The sequence below is a fragment of the Halomonas zincidurans B6 genome, assembly GCF_000731955.1.
In the GTDB taxonomy this organism is placed as follows: domain Bacteria; phylum Pseudomonadota; class Gammaproteobacteria; order Pseudomonadales; family Halomonadaceae; genus Modicisalibacter; species Modicisalibacter zincidurans.
Map to the genome: position 1 here is coordinate 520,022 of NZ_JNCK01000001.1, position 20,949 is coordinate 540,970.

Sequence of the window (20,949 nt, forward strand, 5' to 3'; positions counted from 1 at the left end):
CCTCCCTGATTTTGTATGGATAGGACACTCGCTATGAATCATCGGTTTCTGGCTCCCGTTCTGCTCGGTTTCGGGTTGTATGCCGCCTTGCCGGTCGCCCAGGCCGATATGCCGCCCAATTATCAGGGGTCGACCATCGATGTGACGAAAATCTTCTCGAGTCGCAGCGATGCGAAGAGTCAGAGCTTCAACTTCGGGGGCTGGAACGAGCACACGTTCACCGTCGAGAAAGCCGGGCGCTACCTGATCGAAAGCTCGTCCCGGGCAGGCATGTCGACGCGCTATCGCATCGAGGCGCAATTGCTGGATGAGCGGGGCAATCTCGTCGCCGAGAGCGAAGCGCTGGGCTCCGACGACGGCGGCCTTGAAATGTCACAGCAGCTCGAACCCGGCGATTACGTGCTCAAGGTCAAAGCCCGGGAGTTCGGCGATACCAAGCTGAAGGGCAACCGCTATACCATCAGCGTGGCCGGGTTGAACGCTCAGGGCAAGCGCCTCAGCGGGGACGAGAGCGGGGTCGAGGGACCCAGCGGCATCGGCTTCGATCGCCAGGCCGAAGGGCCGACGACAGCCTTCGTGCGCTCGCCGGATGCCTCGGCGGCGCTCGCCGCGCCGGTTTCGCAGGCTTTCTCGGCGAGTGGCGCCGACGCGACGGCCGATACGAGCCAAGGCGATGCGGCGGCCTCGCAGGCCGCCGCGGCTTCATCCTCGAGCGCCGGGGCGGCGGATGGCGCCGGACAGGCAGCCGCCGAAGCCGACGGCACGCCGCCCGAGGGCTTCAAGGAGATCGTCACCGACGTCAATATGCGCAAGCGCGGCAAGGCGCTGAGTTTCGACGTCCGGCAGGCGGGGACGGTGTCGGTTTCCACCTCGACCATGAGCGGCTACGAGGGCACGTACCGCATCGAGGCGCGGATTCTGGATAACGACGGCAATGTCGTCGCCAGCGAGCAGGGCTCGCGCTTTGCGGGGGATATCGATATCCAGACGGTACTGCAGTCCGGCACCTATAGCGTGTGGGTTTCCGGTCAGAATTACGGCAATCCCAACGAGGTGGCCAACAACTATGCCCTGAGCGTGAAGCAGCTCGACGTGCGTTGAGCCTAGCTGTGTACACTTGGCAACGCGAAGACGCCCTGCTCGAGCAGGGCGTCTTCGTTGCAGCTTGGGTTGGAGTCTGTTTGGGCGCTTCACCGTGGCTGCGACAAAGGCCCATCAGGTGCAGAACATGGCGTGAGAAGCGTGCTTGGGTTATTCAACCAGCGCGCCGGCAATGCGCAAGATGGCGAGGCAGTCGTCAAGCAATCTGCAAGCCCGGTGCAACCTGAGCGGACCGCGGTCGACTGCGGCCTACAGCGACAGGAAGAACAGCGTCAGCGGCGGCGACAGCAGCGACAGGATGAACCCGCTGACCACGGCGATCGGCACGCAGGCGACCCCGCCGTGCTGCTGGATCACCGGCAGCGTGAAATCCATCGACGTCGCCCCGCCGAAGCCGATGGCCAGCGGTGCCCAGCGCCGGATCACCAACGGAATCAGCAGAAAGGCGATCAACTCGCGGGCCAGGTCGTTGAAGAACGCCACCCCGCCGAGCACCGGCCCCAGCCGATCGCCGACCAGAATCCCCGACAGTGAATACCAGCCGAAGCCCGAGGCCAGCGCCAGCCCCTCGTTCCAGCGCAGCGACAGTAGCGGCGCGGCGAGCAGCCCGGCGACCAGCGAGCTGACGGCGACGGTGACGGCGATCGCCAGGCCGTGGCGGTTGAGCAGGATCTGCCTGAGCGGCATGCCGGAATTGCGCAGCTGACAGCCGATCAGCGCGAGCAGCGCGTAGAGCACCCACTCGGCGAGTCGCTCGGCGAGCGCCGGGGCCGCCACCCAGCCCAGCCGGCCGAAGACGATGCCGACGACGATACCCAGCACCACCACCCCGGCCAGCATCAACGACCCGCGCATCGCGGCGAGCTTGCTGGTCGGCGCGCCCTCGACCACCGGCGAAGTGCCGGCGCGCAGCCGGCTGCGCCGCGATAGTGCGTACAGCGCGAGCAGGTTGATCGGCGCGATCACCGCCAGCAGCGTCGCCGCCTGACCGCCCATGCGACCAAGCTGGCCGGCCAGGTCGTCGAGCCCGGTCAGGCTGACGCCCATCAGCGCCAGGATCACATAGATCGAGCCGTTGACGCCGTGGTTGATCGCCGCCTGCAGCCCGGCATGGCGCACCGGCACCAGATAACCGAGGATCAGCGGTAGCAGGATGATCACTAGCCCTGAAACCATGCCTAGTCTTCCTTGTCGGTGGGCGCGCGGCTCGGATGGCCGCGCAATCGAGCCGGTCAGCTTACCAGAGCGGTGGGTCGGGCGGGGGTGGGGCGATAGTGACATTCGCTGATGCCCCATCAGCGCGGCTGATCGTCCGCGATGGAAACGTTAACCAGGCTCAAACGACTACGGCGCTCGCCATCGCGGCGGTAGCTCATGCCCAGCAGCAGCCCCGGCACGTCGCGATGGAAGGTCAGCGTCAGGCGCCGTTCGGGCTTGTCCGGCGACCAGGCCTCGACGGTCACGGCGGGAAAGCGACCCGCCGGCGTGGCGCGACTGTCGAGGCCCAGCACCCGATAGTCGAGGGCCTTCCGCGCGCCTTTGTGGTCCAGGTAGCCAATCGTGCAGGGCGTGGCGGCCTTGCCGCGACACGCGGCAGTGGGCGCCCGGCGCGCCAGGCTGAACAGCGCCGTCTGACGGTCGGGCAGCGTGGCGAGCTGGTCGGCGTCGAGGCGAAAACGCTCGCCGAAGCCCATCAGGCTATAGCGGCTGGTATACAGCAGCGCCTCGACGTTGCCGTCGACCATCCGAAAACGACTCGTCTCGCGAGCGCGGGCGATTGAGATCTCGGCCTGCATGCGGCTCTGCCAGTGATCGCTCTGCCGGCTCAGGCGATGAGCGATGGTCATGTCCGGCCAGCCATCGAGTGTCAGCCGGTAGCGGGCCTCGAAGGCGACCGGCGGCTGCGCCGCCCCGGCCGTGGCGGCCAACGGCGCCAGGATCAGCCAGGCCGCGCTCAGCAGAGCCTGCCACAGGGCGAGCGGTGGGCATCGACGATGGCGCATCGAGTCGGGCATGGCGGTGGCGACGCTCAGGGCCGGATGCGATAGCCGGTGCGAAAGATCCACGCCACGATGGCCAGGCAGACGCCCAGAAACAGCAGGATCATGCCCAGGCTGGCGGCGAGGCTGACGTCGTTGATGCCGAAGAAGCTCCAGCGAAAGCCGCTGACCAGGTAGACCACCGGGTTGGCCAGCGTCAGCGTCTGCCAGATGGCGGGCAGCATGTCGATGGAATAGAAGGTGCCGCCGAGGAAGGTCAGCGGCGTGATCACCAGCAGCGGCACCAGTTGCAGCTTCTCGAAGTTGTCCGCCCAGATGCCGATGATGAAACCCAGCAGGCTGAAGGTCATCGCGGTGAGTAGCAGAAACAGCAGCATCCATAGCGGATGGGCGATCTGCAGCGGTACGAACAGGCTGGCCGTGGCCAGGATCAGCAGCCCCAGGATGACCGACTTGGTGGCGGCGGCGCCAACGTAGCCGAGCACGATCTCGAAGTGCGAGATGGGCGCCGAGAGCAGCTCGTAGATGGTCCCCGAGAACTTGGGAAAGAAGATCGCGAACGAGGCGTTGGATACGCTCTGGGTGAGCAGCATCAGCATGATCAGCCCGGGCACGATGAACGCGCCGTAGCTGACACCCTGGATCTCGCTGATGCGCGAGCCGATCGCCCCGCCGAAGACCACGAAGTACAGCGAGGTCGAGAGTACCGGCGAGACGATGCTCTGCAGCAGCGTGCGCCGGGCGCGGGCCATCTCGAAGCGGTAGATGGCGCGGACCGCGGTGAGGTTCATTGGCGCTCCTTGACCAGGTTGACGAAGATATCTTCCAGCGAACTCTGCCGGGTATGCAGGTCCTTGATCTCGATGCCCGCCGCGCTGACCGCGTCGAGCAGGCCGGTGATGCCGGTCTGCTGCTGCTGGGAGTCGTAGCTGTAGACCAGCTCGAAGCCGTCGTCGGCGAGTTCCAGCGGATAGCCGGCGAGTGCGGGCGGAAGCGCCGCGAGCGGCTGCTGGAGCTGCAGAGTCATCTGCTTGCGCCCCAATTGGCGCATCAGCTCGCGCTTGTCGCGCACCAGGATGATCTCGCCTTTGTTGATCACGCCGATGCGATCGGCCATCTCCTCGGCTTCCTCGATGTAGTGGGTGGTGAGGATGATCGTCACGCCGGCCTCGCGCAGGCCTCGCACCACGTTCCACATGTCGCGGCGCAGTTCCACGTCGACCCCCGCGGTGGGCTCGTCGAGGAACAGGATCTGCGGCTCGTGGGACAGCGCCTTGGCGATCAGCACCCGGCGCTTCATGCCGCCCGACAGGGTGATCAGCTTGTTGTCGCGCTTGTCCCACAGCGCCAGGTCCTTGAGCACGCGCTCGACATGCGCCGGATCGGCGGGCTTGCCGAACAGCCCGCGGCTGAAGCTGACGGTGTTCCATACGCTTTCGAAGGCGTCCGAGGTCAGCTCCTGCGGCACCAGGCCGATGCGCTCGCGGGCCGCGCGGTAGTCGCGGACGATGTCGTGGCCGTCGGCCAGCACGGTGCCGCCGCTGGGGTTGACCAGCCCGCAGATGATGCTGATCAGGGTGGTCTTGCCGGCGCCGTTGGGGCCGAGCAGGGCGAAGATCTCGCCGCGGCGGATCTCCAGGTCGATCGGCTTGAGCGCCTGGTAGCCGGAGGCGTAGGTCTTGGTCAGGTTGCGAACGCTGACGATCGCCGGCGCGACGTCGCTCGGGGCGGTCGTCGCGCGGGAATGCTGCGTCGCGGTCAGGCTGTCGTTCATGGGATGTTCCGGGCGGCCTTGCTGGGTGTTTGCGGGGCAGACACCTTATCATATCGGCGACCCGCTTCGGGCCGGGCGGCGCCTCAATAGCCCGCACCGGGGTCGATGGTCTCGACCTCCCCGCCGTTGTCGAGCGCGGTGATCAGCGCGGCGACCTGGTCGGCGGCGTCGCGCACCGGGGTCGGCGCGGCCATGTGCGGGGTGATGCGCACCCGCGGATGGCTCCATAGCGGGTTGTCGCGAGGCAGCGGTTCCTCGCTGAAGGCGTCGAGCAGCGCGCCGCGCAGCCGGCCTTCCTTGTCGCCGGGGCCGAGCGCGGCGAGCAGCGCGCCCTCGTCGATCAGCGTGCCGCGGCCGGGGTTGATCAGGCTGGCGCCATCGGCCATCAGCGCCAGCGTGCGGGCGTTGACGATGCCGCGGGTGCTGGCGGTATCCGGCAGCAGCGTGATCAACGTGCGCACCGTGCCGAGCAACTCGTCCAGGCCCGCGTCGCCATGATGGCAGGTGACGCCGTCGAGCGCTTTCGGCGAGCGGCTCCAGCCGTGCACCGGGAAGCCGTCCTCGGCCAGCGCCTGGGCGACATGCGCGCCGATGGCGCCCAGGCCGAGCACCCCGAGCGGCCAGTCGGCCTTGTCGACGAGCGGCGATTCGTGCCACACGGCATGCGTCTGTTGGGCGAAGTAACGATCGAAGTCGCGCTGAAAATACACCACGCCGAAGCGCACGTAATCGCTCATCAGCGGTGCCATGCCGGCATCGCGCAGCTTGACGATCGGCACGTCGCGGGGCAGGCCCGGATTGTTGAGCAGCGCATCGACGCCGGCGCCGAGATTGACGATGCCCTTGAGCCGGGTCTGGCTCTCGAGCAGTTCGGCGGGCGGCTTCCAGACCGCCAGGTAATCCGCCTGTTGGGGTTGGCCGTCGGCCTGCTCGCTGGTGATCACCTCGGCGTGGGGCAGGCGTTGGGCCAGCGCGTCGCGCCAGGTGGCGGCGTCGTCGATATGTACTAGTATGCGCATCGGCTCTCCTCTCCAAGCAGTCTGTGAGCGATTGTCGCGGCGAATCAGTAGACCATTGCCAGCATGGGTGGCGGCGCCTCGTTGAGCAAGCGGGCGACCAGTTCGAGGCCACGATCGAGGCGCTCGATATCGGGTTCGGCGCCGAGGCTCAGGCGCACGCGGCGCGGCGGCGGGGTTTGCTCGACCATGAACGGCTGCGAGGCGGTCAGCGCCAGGCCCTCCTGTTCGGCCTGTTGGCGCAGCTCCTCGGCACGCCATGCGGCGGGCAGCGTCACCCAGACGTGCAGGCTCGAGGGCCGTGCGGCGATCTCGTGGCCCTGCAGGCGGCGCGCGGCCAGGCGCTGGCGTTCGGCGAGCAGGCTGCGCTGCTGGGCGGCCAGCGCCTCGACGCTGCCGTCGGCCAACCAGCGGTCGGCGATCTCGAAGATCAGCGGCGTGGCCATCCAACTGGTCGCGCGCAGGCGCGGCAGGGCATGATGGAGCTGGCCGCGCGGCACCGTCAGATAGCCGGCGCGCAACCCCGGCACGGTGACCTTGGTCAGGCTGGTGACATGAAAGCTCTGCCCGGGCAGGCGGGCGGTGAGCGGGGCGAGGCCCGGTGCTTCGAGCAGCGCATGCACGTCGTCCTCGATCAGCCAGATGCCGTGGCGCTCGAGTATCGTGGCAACGGCGTCGCGGCGCGCCTCGCTCATGGTCGCGCCGGTGGGGTTGAGCTGGCTCGGGGTGAGGCACACGGCGCTTGGCTTGAAGCGGCGGCAGGCGGTATCCAGCGCCCCGGGGACGACGCCTTCGGCATCGACCGCCACGCCGCGCAGCTGAAAGCCCAGGGTCCGCGACAGCGCGATCAGGCCGTGATCGCTGAGCGCTTCGGTGAGCACCACGTCGCCGTGCTGGACCACCGTGGTGATCGCCACCATCAGGCCATGGGCGGCGCCGTTGCAGAGAATGCGCTCCTCGGTGTCGCCGGGTACCCCGAGCCGCTCGCGCAGCCACTGGCCGGCCCGCTCGCGCTGATACACCAGTCCGGCGATCGGTCGGCAGGCCGAAATCACTTCGGGCGAAGCCGATTCGGCGAGTTCGGCGAGCGTCTCGCGAAAGCGCAGATGGTGGGTCGGCGGGCATACCGGGTGGGCGATCGACAGGTCGATCAGCGCCGCTTCGGGGCGCGTTTCGCCGGTGCGCAGGTATTCCGTCTCGCGCTTGTCGTCGAGTGTGTTGATCCAGGTGCCGCTACCCACCCGGGCCTGGACCAGGCCCATCCTGTCGGCCTGGGCATAGGCCCGCGAGACCGTCTGCACGCTGACCCCCAGTGCCTCGGCGAGCTGGCGATGCGGCGGCAGGCGCGTGCCCGGGGTCAACTCGCCGTGGCGGATCGCCTCGGACAGCGCCCGGGCGATGGCCAGGTACTTGGGGCCGTGCGACGACAGGTACGGCGTCAGGTCAATTGTCATGATTCAATAAAGCCTTTGACGGCTGGCTCAGCCTTGGTGCTAGTATCGCCGTAGGACATTGGCAGGTAATTGTCATGTTTTCAACAAACTCAAGTCATGACAATTTCGGTGTCGGCTTGTTACCAAGCGTCCAGGCAAGCGGCTCGGCCTCCCGCATGGCGGCGAGGGCCGAATTTGGCGATTCGTGTTGGGACGAGGTCCATGATCCAGGTGACCCTGCCGTTCACGCGTGAGGAATATGCTCAGCGTCTGTGGAAAGTACGTAGCTCGATGGCCAGCCGGGGCATCGATGTCTTGATCATCAGCGATCCCTCCAACATGGCCTGGCTGACCGGCTATGACGGCTGGTCGTTCTATGTGCACCAATGCGTGCTGCTCGGCCTGGAGGGCGAGCCGGTGTGGTACGGCCGACGCCAGGACAGCAACGGCGCGCTGCGCACCTGCTGGCTGGATCCCGACAATATCACCTACTACCCGGATTACTACGTCCAGAATCCCGACATGCACCCCATGGAATACCTGGCCCAGTCGATCATGCCCGAGCGTGGCTGGGACCGCGGCGTGGTGGGCATGGAGATGGACAACTACTACTTCTCGGCGAAGGCCTATCAGAGCCTGCTCAAGGAATTGCCGCATGCGCGCTTTGCCGATGCCAACGCGCTGGTCAACTGGTGTCGGGCGATCAAGTCGCCGCAGGAAATCGAATACATGCGGGTCGCCGCGCGGATCGTCGAGTGCATGCATTCGCGGATTCTCGAGGTGATCGAGCCCGGCCTGGCCAAGAGCAAGCTGGTCTCGGAGATCTATCGCGTGGGCACCGAGGGCTGGACCGACGGTCAGGGCACGGTGTTCGGCGGCGACTACCCGGCGATCGTGCCGCTGTTGCCGACCGGCTCCGACGCCGCCGCGCCGCACCTGACCTGGGACGACACGCCGTTTCGCAAGGGCGAGGGCACCTTCTTCGAGATCGCCGGCTGCTACAAGCGCTACCATGCGCCACTGTCGCGCACGGTGTTCCTGGGCACGCCGCCCAAGGAGTTCGTGCGCGGCGAATCGGCACTGCTCGAGGGCATCGAGAACGGCCTGGCGGTCGCCAAGCCCGGCAACCGCTGTGCCGACATCGCCATGGCGCTGGGCGCGGCGATGGACAAGTACGGCTTCGACCGCGGCGGCGCGCGCTGCGGTTACCCCATCGGCATCAGCTATCCGCCGGACTGGGGCGAGCGCACCATGAGCCTGCGTCCCTCCGACGAGACGATCCTCGAACCGGGCATGACCTTTCACTTCATGCCCGGCATGTGGATGGACGACTGGGGTCTCGAGATCACCGAGAGTATTCTGATCACCGAAAACGGCGCCGAGCCACTGGCCGATTTCCCGCGCCAGCTTTTCGTCAAATAAGGCGCGCCAGCCGTTCGAAAAAATGGAGAGAGCCCCATGAGCCAACGTCCCAGCCAAATGCGGCCCAGCCCCATCTCCGCGACCGTCGACTTCGATGCCGACGGCGTCCAGCACGGCTTTCTCAAGCTGCCGGTCTCCACCGACGAATCGGCCTGGGGCGCAGTGATGATTCCGATCACCGTGGTCGGCAATGGGGAGGGTCCCACGGCGCTGCTGACCGGTGGCAATCACGGCGACGAGTACGAGGGCATCACTGCGCTGCTCAAGCTCGCCAATTCGCTAAAGGCCGGCGACGTTCATGGCCGGGTGATCATCGTGCCGATGATGAACGTGCCCGCCGCCCAGGTCGGCCGGCGCACCTCGCCGATGGACGGCGGCAATCTCAATCGCAGCTTTCCCGGCGACCCCGACGGCAGCGTCACCGAGCAGATCGCCGATTATTTCACCCGCTACCTGGTGCCGCTGGTCGACGTGGTGCTCGACCTGCATTCCGGCGGGCGCACCCTCGACATCATCCCGTTCGGCGCCTCGCATCAGCTTGACGACAAGCAGCTCCAGCGCCAGGCCGTGGAGGGCGCCAAGGCGTTCGGCGCGCCCACCGCGATGCTGATGTTCGAGCTCGACGCCGCCAAGCTGTTCGACACCGCGGTGGAGAGCCAGGGCAAGGTGTTCGTCGCCACCGAACTCGGCGGCGGCGGCTCCACCAACCCCGAGCGCATGGCGATCGCCGAGCGCGGCATACGCAACTTCCTGATTCATTACGATCTGATCGACGGCGAGCTGGAATTGCCCGAGACGCCGCAGGTCTACGTCGACATGCCGGATGCCTCCTGCTACGTGCAGAGCGAGCATACCGGCCTGCTCGAGTTGACCCTGGCGCTCGGCGGAACGGTTCGCGAGGGCGAGGTGATCGCACGCATCTACGACATGACCCGCACCGGCGCCGCGCCGGTCGAATACCGCGCCAAGCGCAGCGGCGTGCTGGTGGCGCGGCGCTTCCCGTCGCTGGTCAACATGGGCGACACCATCGCGGTGATCGCCGAGGTGGTCGATTCCCTCGACGCCTGATTCAGCTCAACGTCCGTCGGCGCCGCCGGCGGCCTCGACAACGGACCCGCATGAAGCTCGACCGCTACGATCTCAAGATCCTGGAAATCCTCGCCACGGACGGGCGCATTACCAAATCGCGGCTGGCCGAGGCGATCAACCTGTCGGTCAGCCCGTGCTGGGAACGGGTGCGCCGGCTGGAAGCGGCCGGAGTCATCGAAGGCTACTCGGCACGCATCAACCCGCGGACGGTCGTCAAGCGCAACCCGGTATGGATGCAGATCGAGCTCAAGGCGCACAACGCCGAGAGTTTCCAGCGCTTCGAGAACGCCATGCGCGGCGAGCCCCTGGTCACCGAATGCGTGGCGGTGGGCGGCGGCGTCGACTACCTGGTCAAGGTCGAGGCGACTTCCATCGACGCCTACCAACGGCTGATCGATGACTGGCTGTCCTCGGAGCTGGGCATCGAGCGCTATTTCACCTACATCGTCACCAAGACCGTCAAGCATCAGGCGCCGCCGATAGCTCTCGACGCAGAGGACTCATGAGGCCATCCTGAGAGGGCGTTTACAAAATACCATGCTCTCTCGTTGACCGGGGCGTTCTGCATGCCTGCATCTCAACCGACTCACGCCAGCCCGCCCGCCGATGGCTACGACGATCAGCGAGCCCGGCCATTGCGCGATTTCGGCGATCCCGCCGAACAGCCGGTCACTCTGACGCTCAACGACACGGCCATGGTCACCTTGCTGGCGAGCCCCGAATCGCTCGAGCCGCTGGCGCTGGGCCATGCCTTCACCGCCGGCTGGATCGAGCGCGCCGCCCAGGTCGAGGCGATCGAGCTGTCGCACTTGCGCCACGGCCTGAGCGTGCGCCTGTCGGTGGCGCCGCGCATCGCCGAGCGCGCCGCACGCTTGCAGCGCGGCGGGCCCTCGGTATCCAGCTGCGGCGCCTGCGGGGTAGCCGAGGAGGCGCAGCTGATGTTCGGCCTGACCCGCTTGCCGGCGCATCCGCCGCTGGCGGCGGATGCGCTGCAACGGGGTTTCGAGGCGCTCAGCCAGGGCGGGCGCGCCGGGTTGCACACCGCGCTGGGTCTGGACGAAAACGGCGAGGTGATTTTCAGCGGCGTGGATATCGGCCGTCACAACGCGCTGGATCGGGTGATCGGCGCGGGGCTCGCGGCTCGCGCCATGCCCGTCGCGGTGCTGCTGTCCAGTCGCTGCAGCCTGGAACTGGTACAGAAGAGCGTGCGCGCGGGCATCGCCACGCTGGCGACCCTGGCGTTGCCCTCGGCGTTGGCGGTGGAAGTCGCTCGCGCCTGCGAACTCAACCTGATCTGCTGCCATCGCGGCCGCCGGCTGGAACTGCTCAGTGGCGGCGGCTGAGCCGGCATCGCACCGTCGCCGAAAAAAACCGCTTTGACGCCGCGCTTTGCAGAAAAAAACCGCCTTGGCGCTGCGGCGAACAGAAACACCCCTGGCGCCGAATCCTCTAGCCTGACAGGCAGACGGGTAGCGATACCCGGCCATGTCATTTGAGGTTCGTTTCAGGGAGGCTGACCATGAAACTCAGCGACCTGCGGTTATTCCGCCAGTACGCCTACATCGACGGCAAGTGGACCCACGGCGATGCGGGCCGCGAACAGGCCGTGACCAACCCGGCCACCGGCGAAGTCCTGGGGCATGTGCCGCTGCTCGAGGCGGAGCAGATCCGTGGCGCCGTCGGCGCCGCCGACCGGGCCTTCGTGCACTGGCGCGGGCTGCGCGTCGACGAGCGCTGCGACCGGTTGCTGGCCTGGTACAACCTGTTGCAGGCTCATCGCGAGGACCTGGCGACGCTGATGACCCTCGAGCAGGGCAAGCCGCTGCCCGACGCCCGGGGCGAGGTCGAGTACGGTGCCAGCTTCGTGCGCTGGTTCGCCGAGGAGAGCAAGCGCACCTTCGGCCAGACGATTCCCAGCCACATCCCCAACTCGACGCTGGGCACCCTCAAGGAGCCGGTCGGCGTCGCCGCGCTGATCACGCCGTGGAACTTTCCGCTGGCGATGATCACCCGCAAGGCCGGCGCGGCGCTGGCCGCCGGCTGCCCGGTGGTGGTCAAGCCGGCCGGCGAGACGCCGTTCACCGCGCTGGCGCTGGCCGAGCTCGCCGAGCGCGCGGGCATCCCCGCCGGGGTGTTCAACGTGGTGCTGGGCGATGCGCCGACGGTCTCCGAGGTGCTGTGCAAGGATACCCGGGTCATGGCGCTGTCGTTCACCGGCTCCACGCCGGTCGGGCGGCTGCTGCTCGAACAGTCGGCCAGCACCGTCAAGCGCGTGTCGCTGGAACTCGGCGGTAACGCGCCGTTCATCGTCGGCCCTGACGTCGACCCCAAGGAAGCCGCGCTGGCGGCGGTGGCGGCGAAGTTCCAGACCGCCGGGCAGGATTGCCTGGCCGCCAACCGCATCCTGGTCCACGAGGACATCCACGACGCCTTCGTCGCGCACTTCGCCGAACGCATGAAGGCGCTGACGGTGGGCAACGGGCTGGACAGCGAGGTCGATCTCGGCCCGCTGATCCACGAGCGGGCGGTGGAGAAAGCCACCGCGATCGTCGACGACGCGCTGTCCCGCGGCGCGACGCTGGTGCACGGCGATCAGTCCCAGGCGCCGGGGCGCAACTTCTTCATGCCCACGCTGCTCACCGGAGTGACCGCCGAGATGCAGGTCTGGCGCGAGGAGAACTTCTCGCCGGTGGCCGGCATCACCCGCTATCGCAGCGACGACGAGGTGATCGAGATGGCCAACGACACCGAGTACGGGCTGTCGGCGTATCTCTACACCTACGACGTGCGGCGCATCTGGAAGATCATGCGCGCGCTGAAGAACGGCATGGTCGCGGTCAACACCGTCAAGATGACCGGGCCGCCGATCCCGTTCGGCGGGGTCAAGCAGTCCGGTCTGGGCCGTGAGGGCGGCACCGCGGGGATCGAGGAGTTTCTCGAGACTAAGTACTACTGTATCGGTGGATTGGGAACACTATCCGGAAGCTGATTGAAACTGGCTGCGCTCGGCCAGGCGTTGTTGAGCCATTGACGTGAAATGCTCATGGACAATAGTCCACTCCGCTTTCCCGCCAATGCCTCGCCTAACCTGGCCATCGCTCGCTCAGTTTCACACTGAATAAGAACGAATCTAATCACTTGTATTTTGAGGAGCGTGCCGTGAGCACCCATCAGGATCTGATCGATCGCGACCGCAAGGTCACCTTTCATGCTTCGACGCACCTGCGCGACTTCGCCCATGGCGACGCGCCGGGTCGCGTGATTACCGGCGGCAAGGGCATCTCGATCGTCGACAAGCAGGGCCGCGAGATGATCGACGGCTTCGCCGGGCTGTACTGCGTCAATATCGGCTACGGGCGCACCGAGATGGCCGAGGCGATCTATAAGCAGGCCCTCGAGCTGTCCTATTACCACACTTACGTGGGCACCTCGAACGAGCCGCTGATCGAGCTTTCGGAGAAGATTCTCAAGCTCGCCGGCATGGGCATGTCCAAGGTCTACTACGGCATGTCGGGCAGTGACGCCAACGAGACCCAGCTCAAGCTGGTGCGCTATTACCACAACGTGCTCGGCCGTACCGAGAAGAAGAAGGTCATCGCGCGCAGCCGCGGCTATCATGGCTCGGGCATCGCCTCGGGCTCGCTGACCGGGCTGCCGACCTTTCACAACCATTTCGACCTGCCGATCGCCGGTATCCTGCACACCGAGGCGCCGTACTACTATCGGCGCAGCGATGCCCAGGCGGGCATGAGCGAACGCGAGTTCGCCAGGGATTGCGCGGCCAGGCTCGAGGCGATGATCCTCGCCGAAGGCCCGGACACCGTGGCCGCCTTCATCGGCGAGCCGGTGCTGGGTACCGGCGGCATCGTCGCTCCGCCGGAAGGCTACTGGGACGCGATCCAGCAGGTCCTGGCCAAGTACGACGTGCTGCTGATCGCCGATGAAGTGGTCACCGGCTTCGGCCGCATCGGCACCGATTTCGGCAGCCACTACTTCGGCATGCGCCCCGACCTGATCACCGTCGCCAAGGGCCTGACCAGCGCCTATCAGCCGCTGTCCGGGGTGATCGTCGGCGACAAGGTCTGGCAAGTCCTCGAGCAGGGCACCGGCGAGTTCGGCCCGATCGGCCACGGCTGGACCTACTCCGGCCATCCGCTGGGTGCCGCCGCGGGCCTGGCGAACCTGGCGATCATCGAGCGCGAGGGGCTGACCCAGAACGCCGCCGAGACCGGCGCCTATCTGCAGCGTCAGATGCAGGCGACCTTCGCCGAGCATCCACTGGTCGGCGACGTGCGCGGCATCGGCCTGCTGGCGGCGCTGGAGTTCTCGCCCGACAAGGCCAACCGCGCGCACTTCGCGCCGGGGCTCAAGGTCGGCCCGCGGGTCAGCGCCGCGGCGGTCGAGGAGGATCTGATCGCCCGGGCCATGCCGCATGGCGACATTCTCGGCTTCGCGCCGCCGCTGGTGATTACCCGCAACGAGGTCGACGAGGTCGTCGCCCGCGCCAAGCGCGCGGTGGACAGGGTTACCGATGAGCTCGTCCGCTCGGGTGATTTCAAGGCGTGAACGGGCTGCGCTCGGCCAGGCGTTGTTGAGTCGCTGACGGGAAATGCTCATGGACTCCAGTCCACTCCGCTTTCCCGCCAGCAACTCGCCTAGCCTGGCCTTCGCTCGCCAACGTTCACTCACCTGCAATGGGTAACTAGTCATCGCCGCGGAAGTCCTGCTTTCGCGGCGCTATCGTTTATGGTGAATGGAAATTTGCGAGGTAAACCATGACCCAGCCCAGCCACGGCGTGACGCTGGCCTCGATTTATCGCGCGCGTGCCAATCTCGTCGGCCAGGTCGTGCGCACGCCGCTGATTCGTTCGCAGGCGCTGTCGCGGCGTTTCGATGCCGAGGTGTTCCTCAAGCTGGAGAACCACCAGCCGAGCGGCGCCTTCAAGCTGCGCGGCGCGACGCACATGATCCGCACGCTGATCCAGCAGCACGGTCCGGATGCGCTGGCGCGCGGCGTGACCACGGCATCGACCGGCAATCATGGCCGCGCGGTGGCGCTGGCGGCATCGAATCTCGGCGTGCCGGCGGTGATCTGTCTGTCGCGGCTGGTGCCCGACAACAAGGCGCGCGCCATCGAGGCGCTGGGCGCCGAGGTGCGTCGCGTCGGCAACAGCCAGGACGAAGCGTTCGGCGAGGTCGCGCGGCTGGTCGACGAGCAGGGCATGACCCTGATCCCGCCATTCGACGACCCGTTGATCGCCAGCGGCCAGGGCACCATCGGCGTCGAACTGCTCGAGGACCAGCCGGAGCTCGACCGGGTGTTCGTCGGGCTCTCCGGCGGCGGTCTGTTGGGCGGCATCGGCGCGGCGCTCAAGGCGATCCGCCCGGCCACCCGGGTCACCGGGATCAGCCTCGCCCAGGGCGATGCCATGTGGCAGAGCCTGCAGGCCGGCCGGCCGGTGGAGGTCGACGAGGTCGAGAGCCTGGGCGACTCGCTGGGCGGCGGCATCGGGCTCGACAACCGTTGTACCTTCGCGCTGGTGAACGAGGTGATGGACGATCATTACCCGGCCAGCGAGGCGGCGATCGCCCGCGCCATGGTCGCCATGCTGGCCGACGAGAAGATGCTCGTCGAGGGCGCGGCGGCGGTGGGCCTGGCGGCGCTGGACGAGCACGCCATCGACATTCGCGGCCAGCGCGTGGCGCTGATCGTCTCGGGCAACGGCGTGGCGCTGGAAACCTTCGATCGCGCCCGGGCGCTTGCCAAATCCGATTAATCTTGCTGCGCTTGGGAAACACCGCACAAAATGCCTGCGCGGGCAAATCGCTGCGTTGCGCGGTGCTCGGAATCCTCACCTATACCCCATAGGCTCCGGTTCCTGTGCTCCGTGCGCCTAGCGCTTCACACCGCTCGGCAATTTTGTTCAGCGTTTCACTTTAATTTCTTTAGGACAAAGGACCTCCGCCATGCAGCTCTATCAACGCGACGCCATCGAGTCGGCGGTCAGCATCGACACGGCCGCCCTGGAAGCGGTGGAAAACGCCTTCGCGGCGCTCGGCCGCGGCGACGTCGTGCAGCCGCCGATCCTTTCCATGGCGATCGAGGAATCCAACGGCGAGGTGGACGTCAAGACCGCGCATATCCGCGGCGGCGAGCGCTTCGCGATCAAGGTCAGCCCCGGCTTCTTCGACAACCCCAAGATCGGCTTGCCGAGCCTCAACGGGCTGATGATGGTGTTTTCCGCCAAGACCGGGCTGGTCGATGCGGTACTGTTCGACGAGGGCTATCTGACCGCGGTGCGCACCGCGCTGGCCGGAGCCCTCGCCAGCAAGCACCTGTCCCGCGAGGACAGCCGGCGGGTGGCGGTGCTCGGCGCCGGCGAGCAGGCCGAGCTTCAGGTGCGCGCGCTGCAACTGGTCCGCGATATCGACACCGTCGACGTCTGGGCGCGCAGCCGCGAATCGGCCGCGGCCTATGCCGAACGCGTGCGCGGGCTGGGGCTTTCCGTCAACGTTCACGACGAGGTTCGCGCCGCCTGCGAGCAGGCCGACATCATCGTCACCGCGACGCCGGCCCGCGAACCGATCCTCACCGCCCAGGACCTGCCTGACGGCGTGCACGTCACCGCCATGGGCTCGGACAGTCCCGACAAGCGCGAACTCGACGAGGAGGTGATGATCCGCGCCGACGCCTTCGTCTGCGACACCCGCGCCCAGAGCGAGGTCAACGGCGAACTCAAGGCGTTTGCTCGACAGGCCGCGAACGCTTCGACCAGCTCGGGGAGCGGTTCGGCCGGTTCGAGGACTGATTCAGCTGGCTTCGGGGCTAATTCAGCCGGTTTCGGGGCCGGTTCGGCCGGCTTCGGGGCTGATAGAGAGCGCCAGCGGCAGCCGCCGTTCAAGGTCTACGAGCTGGGCCGGGTGATCGCCGAGGGCCAGCGCCTGCGCGTCTCGGACGCCAGCATCACCGTCTGCGACCTGACCGGCACCGGGGTGCAGGACACCGCGATCGCCAGTTTCGCCCTCGCTCGCTTGAGCTGAGCCAAATCCGCTTCAGCGATCGATTCATGAAACAGGGAAGTTTCGATGCGACATTCCGCCAAGCCGCTATTCGCGGGGTGGAACTGCCGCTGACGGCCCGGTGGGCGGGGAGCTGCTGAAGCTGTGGCGCTGACTCGTGCGGGCCGTTTAGTGCACCGCGAGACCGCTGGCTTCGTCGAGCCCCAGATGGATGTTCATGCTCTGTACCGCGGCGCCGGCAGCGCCCTTGCCGAGGTTGTCGAGGCGAGCCACCAAGGCGAGTTGTTCTTCGCCGCCGTAGACGAACAGGTCGACGCGGTTGGTGTCGTTGGCGCCCTGAACGTCGAAGAAGCCGTGATCGAGGCTGGCCTCGTCTGCCAGCGGCATGACGTTGACGAAGCGCTCGCCGGCGTAGTGCTCCAGATACGTCTCGCGGATCATTGCGCCACTGGCGCCCGGCGCGAGCTGGCTGACGTGCAGCGGCACGGTCACCGCCAGCCCCTTGAGAAACGGCCCGACCACCGGGCTGAAAATCGGTGAAAGCGTAAGCCCGCCATGCACGCGCATTTCCGGCAGGTGCTTGTGGCTCATGTTCATGGCGTAGGGGCGCGGCGCGCTCAGGTGGCCCGCCTCGGCGGCCTGATACTCCTGAATCAACGTCTTGCCGCCGCCGCTGTAACCGGTCAGCGAGAACGCCGAAAGCGGGTAGTCGGCGGGCAGCAGGCCGGCGTCGACCAGCGGGCGCACCAGCATGACGAAGGCGCTGGCGTGGCAGCCGGGGTTGGCGATGCGCTTGCTCCGGCGGATGCGCTCGCGCTGGCCGGGGGCCAGTTCCGGCAGGCCGTAGGTCCAGCCGTCGGCGATGCGAAACGCCGTGCTGGCGTCGATCAGGCAGGTATCGGGATTGTCCAGCAGCGCGACCGCTTCGCGCGAGGCGTCGTCCGGCAGACACAGGAAAGCGACATCGGCGGCGTTGAGCAGGCGGCCGCGCTCGGTGCTGTCCTTGCGCTTGGCAGGGTCGATGCGCAGCAGCTCGAGGTCGTCGCGCGCCTCGAGATAGTCGAGCAGGCGCAGGCCGGTGGTGCCTTCCTGTCCGTCTACGTATACCTTGAATGCCATCGGGAAATTCGGTGCCTCATTGAGCGGATCCGTACATGCCGACAGCGCTTGTCAGCGTATCGACCTCCATTGTGCGGTGATGCGAACGCGCTGTCACGTTTCGGGCGTCAATCGGCAGGGCTATCGCAGTTGGCGTTTCGCTCGGGGCTGATCCGTCGATAAGCCCGCGAGGAGGCGCTGTGAATACCTCCATGTACGCTACCGACGCCATCCATGGCGCCGGACCTCCTCTTCGGCTTATCCCCGGCGCCCTTCGTCAGTTCAACTGCGATGTCAGTTCAACTGCGATAGCCCCTGCGTCAATCGGCAGGCCGATCTCGATCGTCGTAAAGTGTCTACCGGCCAATGCGTGGCCAGGTATCGGCGATACGGTAGCCGGCGGGCCAGGGGTCATGCGGGTCGAGCGTATGCTGATGGGTGCCGGTGATAAACGCGCGCCCGCGGATCAGTGGCGTCACCGCTGCCTTGTCGCCAACGCGAGTGGTACCGTCGAGCCGGCAGACAAAGCGTGAATCGATGATCGATTCACCAATGAAGGTCTCGCCCACTCGGAGCTTGCCCTGGGCGTGCAGCAGTGCCATGCGCGCCGAACAGCCGGTACCGGTGGGAGAACGATCGAGCTTGCCCGGCTGAATCACCACCGTGTTGCGCCCGAGCCAGGCATCGCCCTTGCGCGTCAGCGGTGCGGCAATCTGGCAGAATGAGACGTGCCGCCAGTCGGGATTGGCGGGATGATGGAAGCCGAACTGCTCGTTGACCGCATTGGTGATGCGGATGCCGGCCTCGACCAGTTCCCGCGCTTCGTCCGGCACCAGCCTGAAGCCGAGATCGGCGGCATCGACGATCACGAAGCTGTCGCCGCCGAACGCCGTATCGACGCGCAGCGTGCCGAGCCCTGCGACCTCGAGCTGCAGGTCCTGCCGGTCGACGAACGCCGGCAGGTTGCGCACGGTAACGTCCAGTACCCGGCCGTTCTCGCAACGCGCCATGATCTCGATCACCCCGCCCGGCGCTTCCAGCACCAGTTGCGTCTTCGGTTCCTGCATCGGCAGGATACCGGTCTCGAGCAGCACGGTCGCGACACACAGGCTGTTGGAACCGGACATCGGCGGCGTGTCCTCGGGCTCCATGATGATCCAGCCCATCTGCGCGCGCGGGTCTTTCGGCGGCACCAGCAGGTTCACATGACGAAAGACGCCACCCCGCGGCTCGTTGAGCATGAAGTGGCGCAGCGTCTCGTCGCGGGCGATCCAGCGCGACTGCTCCCACAGCGTCTCGCCGGGCGGCGGAGCCACTCCGCCAACGATGACGTCACCTACCTCGCCTTCGGCATGGCAACTGACGCTATGAATCACACGAGTGGTCTGCATACGCTTCTCCGATGCTCAAGAGCGGGCTGACGTTCCTATCCACCGGCGTCTTGTCATTCACCCATGCCCAGATAGGCCTTCACGATCGACTCGTCCTCCCGGATCCTGGCGGCCTCGCCCTGCATCCGGATCTCGCCGTTTTCGATCACGTAGGCATAGTGCGCCAGACGTAGCGCCAGCCGCGCATTCTGTTCGACCAGCAGGATGGTGGTCCCCGCTTCATTGAGGCGCTTGATGATGCGCATGATGTCGGTGACGAGCTTCGGCGCCAGCCCCATCGAGGGCTCATCCAGCAGCATGACGCTGGGGCCGTGCATCAAGGCGCGCCCCATCGCCAGCATCTGCTGCTGGCCGCCGGAGAGCAGCGAGCCGTCCTGATGACGGCGTTCGTGCAGGATCGGAAACAGCGCGTAGACCTCGTCGAGCCGCTGGCGACGTAGGGCATTGTCCTTGACCGTGAACGCGCCCAGCTCCAGGTTTTCCTTGACCGTCAGGCCGCGCAGGATGTGGCGGCCTTCCGGCACGTGAACCACCCCGCGGCGGGCGATTTCGTGGGCGGCCAGCCTGGCGATCGATTCGCCCTCGAGCTGGACGTCGCCACGCTGTGCTCGCACCAGCCCAGAGATGGTCTTGAGCGTGGTCGACTTGCCGGCGCCGTTGCTGCCCAGCAGGGTGACGATTTCTCCCTCGTGAACGGCCAGCGTCACGCCTCGCAGGGCCTGAATCTTGCCGTAGAAGGCTTCGACGTCGCGGATACTCAGGCGCACCTTGCCAGGCCGTGTGGCGCTGGCCGGCGGGTCGGTTTGAGTGATGGTTTCCGTCACAGCGCCAGCTCCTCGTCGTCCTGGCCGAGATAGGCCTCGATCACCTTGGGGTCGTTCTGCACCGTTTGCGGATCGCCTTCGGCAATCAGGCTGCCGTGATCGAGCACGCTGATATGCTCGGAGACATTCATCACCAGCCCCATGTCGTGTTCGATCAGCAGTACAGCCACGCCGCGTTCGTCACGGATGCGCCGGATCAGTTCGATCAGCGCCTGCTTCTCGCCGCTGTTGAGACCCGCCGCCGGCTCGTCGAGAAGCAACAGCTTGGGTTCGGTGGCCAGAGCGCGGGCGATCTCGACACGTCGCTGATGGCCGTAGGCGAGATTGGTCGCCAGCCGATCCTGATGTCCCGTCAGGCCCACGAAATCGATGCACTCGAGGCTGGTCTCGAGAATTCGGCGCTCCTCGGCGCGCTGGCTCGGCAGTCGCAGGATGGCCGCCAGCGCACCGGCTCGGCTGCGACAGTGCTGTCCCGCCATGACGTTCTCGCGCACCGACATTTCGCGAAACAGTCGCACGTTCTGGAACGTGCGCGCGATACCCAGGCGCGTCACGGCATGTGGCTTGCGCTTGACGATGGGCTCGCCATCCAGCGTGATCTCGCCTTGCTGAGGGCGATAGAAGCCGGTGATCACGTTGAACATCGATGTCTTGCCGGCGCCATTGGGGCCGATCAGGCTGTGGATCCGGCCCGCGTCGACGCCGAAATTGACATCATACAGTACGGTGTTGCCGGCGAAGCTCAGCGACACCTGTTTCAGTTGCAGCAGCATCGCTTCCC

Annotated in this window: 19 protein-coding genes; 9 read left to right on the forward strand and 10 right to left on the reverse strand. The window is 66.6% G+C overall.

What is annotated here, in order from left to right; translation table 11 throughout:
- Positions 1-33 precede the first annotated feature (33 nt).
- Positions 34-1,101, forward strand: a complete 1,068-nt coding sequence (locus HALZIN_RS0102465; RefSeq protein ID WP_035575098.1) for a hypothetical protein — start codon at positions 34-36, stop codon at positions 1,099-1,101.
- A gap of 249 nt (positions 1,102-1,350) precedes the next feature.
- Here the strand turns inward: HALZIN_RS0102465 and HALZIN_RS0102470 are convergent, their stop codons facing one another.
- From HALZIN_RS0102470 to ehuR, 6 genes are all read right to left on the reverse strand, one after another.
- A complete protein-coding gene (locus HALZIN_RS0102470) occupies positions 1,351-2,277 on the reverse strand; it encodes a LysO family transporter (protein WP_031382667.1) in 927 nt (308 codons plus the stop codon).
- A gap of 119 nt (positions 2,278-2,396) precedes the next feature.
- A complete protein-coding gene (locus HALZIN_RS16680; protein ID WP_236254949.1) occupies positions 2,397-3,167 on the reverse strand; it encodes a hypothetical protein in 771 nt (256 codons plus the stop codon).
- Positions 3,131-3,892, reverse strand: a complete 762-nt coding sequence (locus HALZIN_RS0102480; RefSeq protein ID WP_031382669.1) for an ABC transporter permease — start codon at positions 3,890-3,892, stop codon at positions 3,131-3,133. Before HALZIN_RS0102480 ends, HALZIN_RS16680 begins: the two co-directional genes overlap by 37 nt.
- On the reverse strand, positions 3,889-4,875 hold the full coding sequence (locus tag HALZIN_RS0102485) for an ABC transporter ATP-binding protein (RefSeq protein WP_084173290.1): 987 nt from the start codon (positions 4,873-4,875) through the stop codon (positions 3,889-3,891). The genes HALZIN_RS0102480 and HALZIN_RS0102485 overlap by 4 nt, the downstream gene beginning before the upstream one ends.
- A gap of 83 nt (positions 4,876-4,958) precedes the next feature.
- Complete coding sequence (locus tag HALZIN_RS0102490; RefSeq protein ID WP_031382671.1) at positions 4,959-5,894, reverse strand: 2-hydroxyacid dehydrogenase; 936 nt, start codon at positions 5,892-5,894, stop codon at positions 4,959-4,961.
- A 44-nt stretch (positions 5,895-5,938) separates the two neighbouring features.
- Entirely contained in the window at positions 5,939-7,345 is a 1,407-nt protein-coding gene (ehuR, locus tag HALZIN_RS0102495; RefSeq protein WP_031382672.1) for a MocR-like ectoine utilization transcription factor EhuR, read from the reverse strand.
- Positions 7,346-7,546: 201 nt separating this feature from the next.
- Between ehuR and doeA the strand changes: the two genes are divergently transcribed.
- From doeA to HALZIN_RS16685, 8 genes are all read left to right on the forward strand, one after another.
- Entirely contained in the window at positions 7,547-8,746 is a 1,200-nt protein-coding gene (doeA, locus tag HALZIN_RS0102500) for an ectoine hydrolase DoeA (RefSeq protein ID WP_031382673.1), read from the forward strand.
- Positions 8,747-8,782: 36 nt separating this feature from the next.
- On the forward strand, positions 8,783-9,814 hold the full coding sequence (gene doeB, locus HALZIN_RS0102505; protein WP_031382674.1) for a N(2)-acetyl-L-2,4-diaminobutanoate deacetylase DoeB: 1,032 nt from the start codon (positions 8,783-8,785) through the stop codon (positions 9,812-9,814).
- Positions 9,815-9,864: 50 nt separating this feature from the next.
- Positions 9,865-10,341, forward strand: coding sequence for an Lrp/AsnC family transcriptional regulator (locus tag HALZIN_RS0102510; protein ID WP_031382675.1), 477 nt, complete (start codon positions 9,865-9,867; stop codon positions 10,339-10,341).
- Positions 10,342-10,401: 60 nt separating this feature from the next.
- Positions 10,402-11,178, forward strand: a complete 777-nt coding sequence (locus tag HALZIN_RS0102515) for a formate dehydrogenase accessory sulfurtransferase FdhD (protein WP_084173291.1) — start codon at positions 10,402-10,404, stop codon at positions 11,176-11,178.
- A 176-nt stretch (positions 11,179-11,354) separates the two neighbouring features.
- On the forward strand, positions 11,355-12,824 hold the full coding sequence (locus HALZIN_RS0102520; RefSeq protein WP_031382677.1) for an NAD-dependent succinate-semialdehyde dehydrogenase: 1,470 nt from the start codon (positions 11,355-11,357) through the stop codon (positions 12,822-12,824).
- Positions 12,825-12,994: 170 nt separating this feature from the next.
- Complete coding sequence (locus HALZIN_RS0102525; protein WP_031382678.1) at positions 12,995-14,401, forward strand: aminotransferase; 1,407 nt, start codon at positions 12,995-12,997, stop codon at positions 14,399-14,401.
- A gap of 209 nt (positions 14,402-14,610) precedes the next feature.
- Positions 14,611-15,612 (forward strand): hydroxyectoine utilization dehydratase EutB, encoded by a 1,002-nt coding sequence (gene eutB, locus HALZIN_RS0102530; RefSeq protein ID WP_031382679.1) that lies wholly within the window; start codon positions 14,611-14,613, stop codon positions 15,610-15,612.
- Between the two features lie 190 nt (positions 15,613-15,802).
- Positions 15,803-16,876 (forward strand): hypothetical protein, encoded by a 1,074-nt coding sequence (locus HALZIN_RS16685; RefSeq protein ID WP_035575101.1) that lies wholly within the window; start codon positions 15,803-15,805, stop codon positions 16,874-16,876.
- A gap of 147 nt (positions 16,877-17,023) precedes the next feature.
- On the opposite strand, the gene argC is transcribed toward HALZIN_RS16685, so the two are convergent.
- The 4 genes from argC to HALZIN_RS0102555 form a co-directional block, all read right to left on the reverse strand.
- A complete protein-coding gene (gene argC, locus HALZIN_RS0102540) occupies positions 17,024-17,974 on the reverse strand; it encodes an N-acetyl-gamma-glutamyl-phosphate reductase (protein ID WP_031382681.1) in 951 nt (316 codons plus the stop codon).
- A gap of 335 nt (positions 17,975-18,309) precedes the next feature.
- On the reverse strand, positions 18,310-19,344 hold the full coding sequence (locus tag HALZIN_RS0102545) for a trans-3-hydroxy-L-proline dehydratase (protein WP_031382682.1): 1,035 nt from the start codon (positions 19,342-19,344) through the stop codon (positions 18,310-18,312).
- A 53-nt stretch (positions 19,345-19,397) separates the two neighbouring features.
- Positions 19,398-20,168 carry an ABC transporter ATP-binding protein gene (locus HALZIN_RS0102550; protein WP_150113069.1) on the reverse strand — a complete coding sequence of 257 codons (771 nt, stop codon included), beginning with the start codon at positions 20,166-20,168 and terminating at the stop codon, positions 19,398-19,400.
- Positions 20,165-20,941: an ABC transporter ATP-binding protein gene (locus HALZIN_RS0102555; protein WP_031382684.1), complete on the reverse strand. Its 777-nt coding sequence runs from the start codon at positions 20,939-20,941 to the stop codon at positions 20,165-20,167. Before HALZIN_RS0102555 ends, HALZIN_RS0102550 begins: the two co-directional genes overlap by 4 nt.
- Positions 20,942-20,949: the final 8 nt, after the last annotated feature.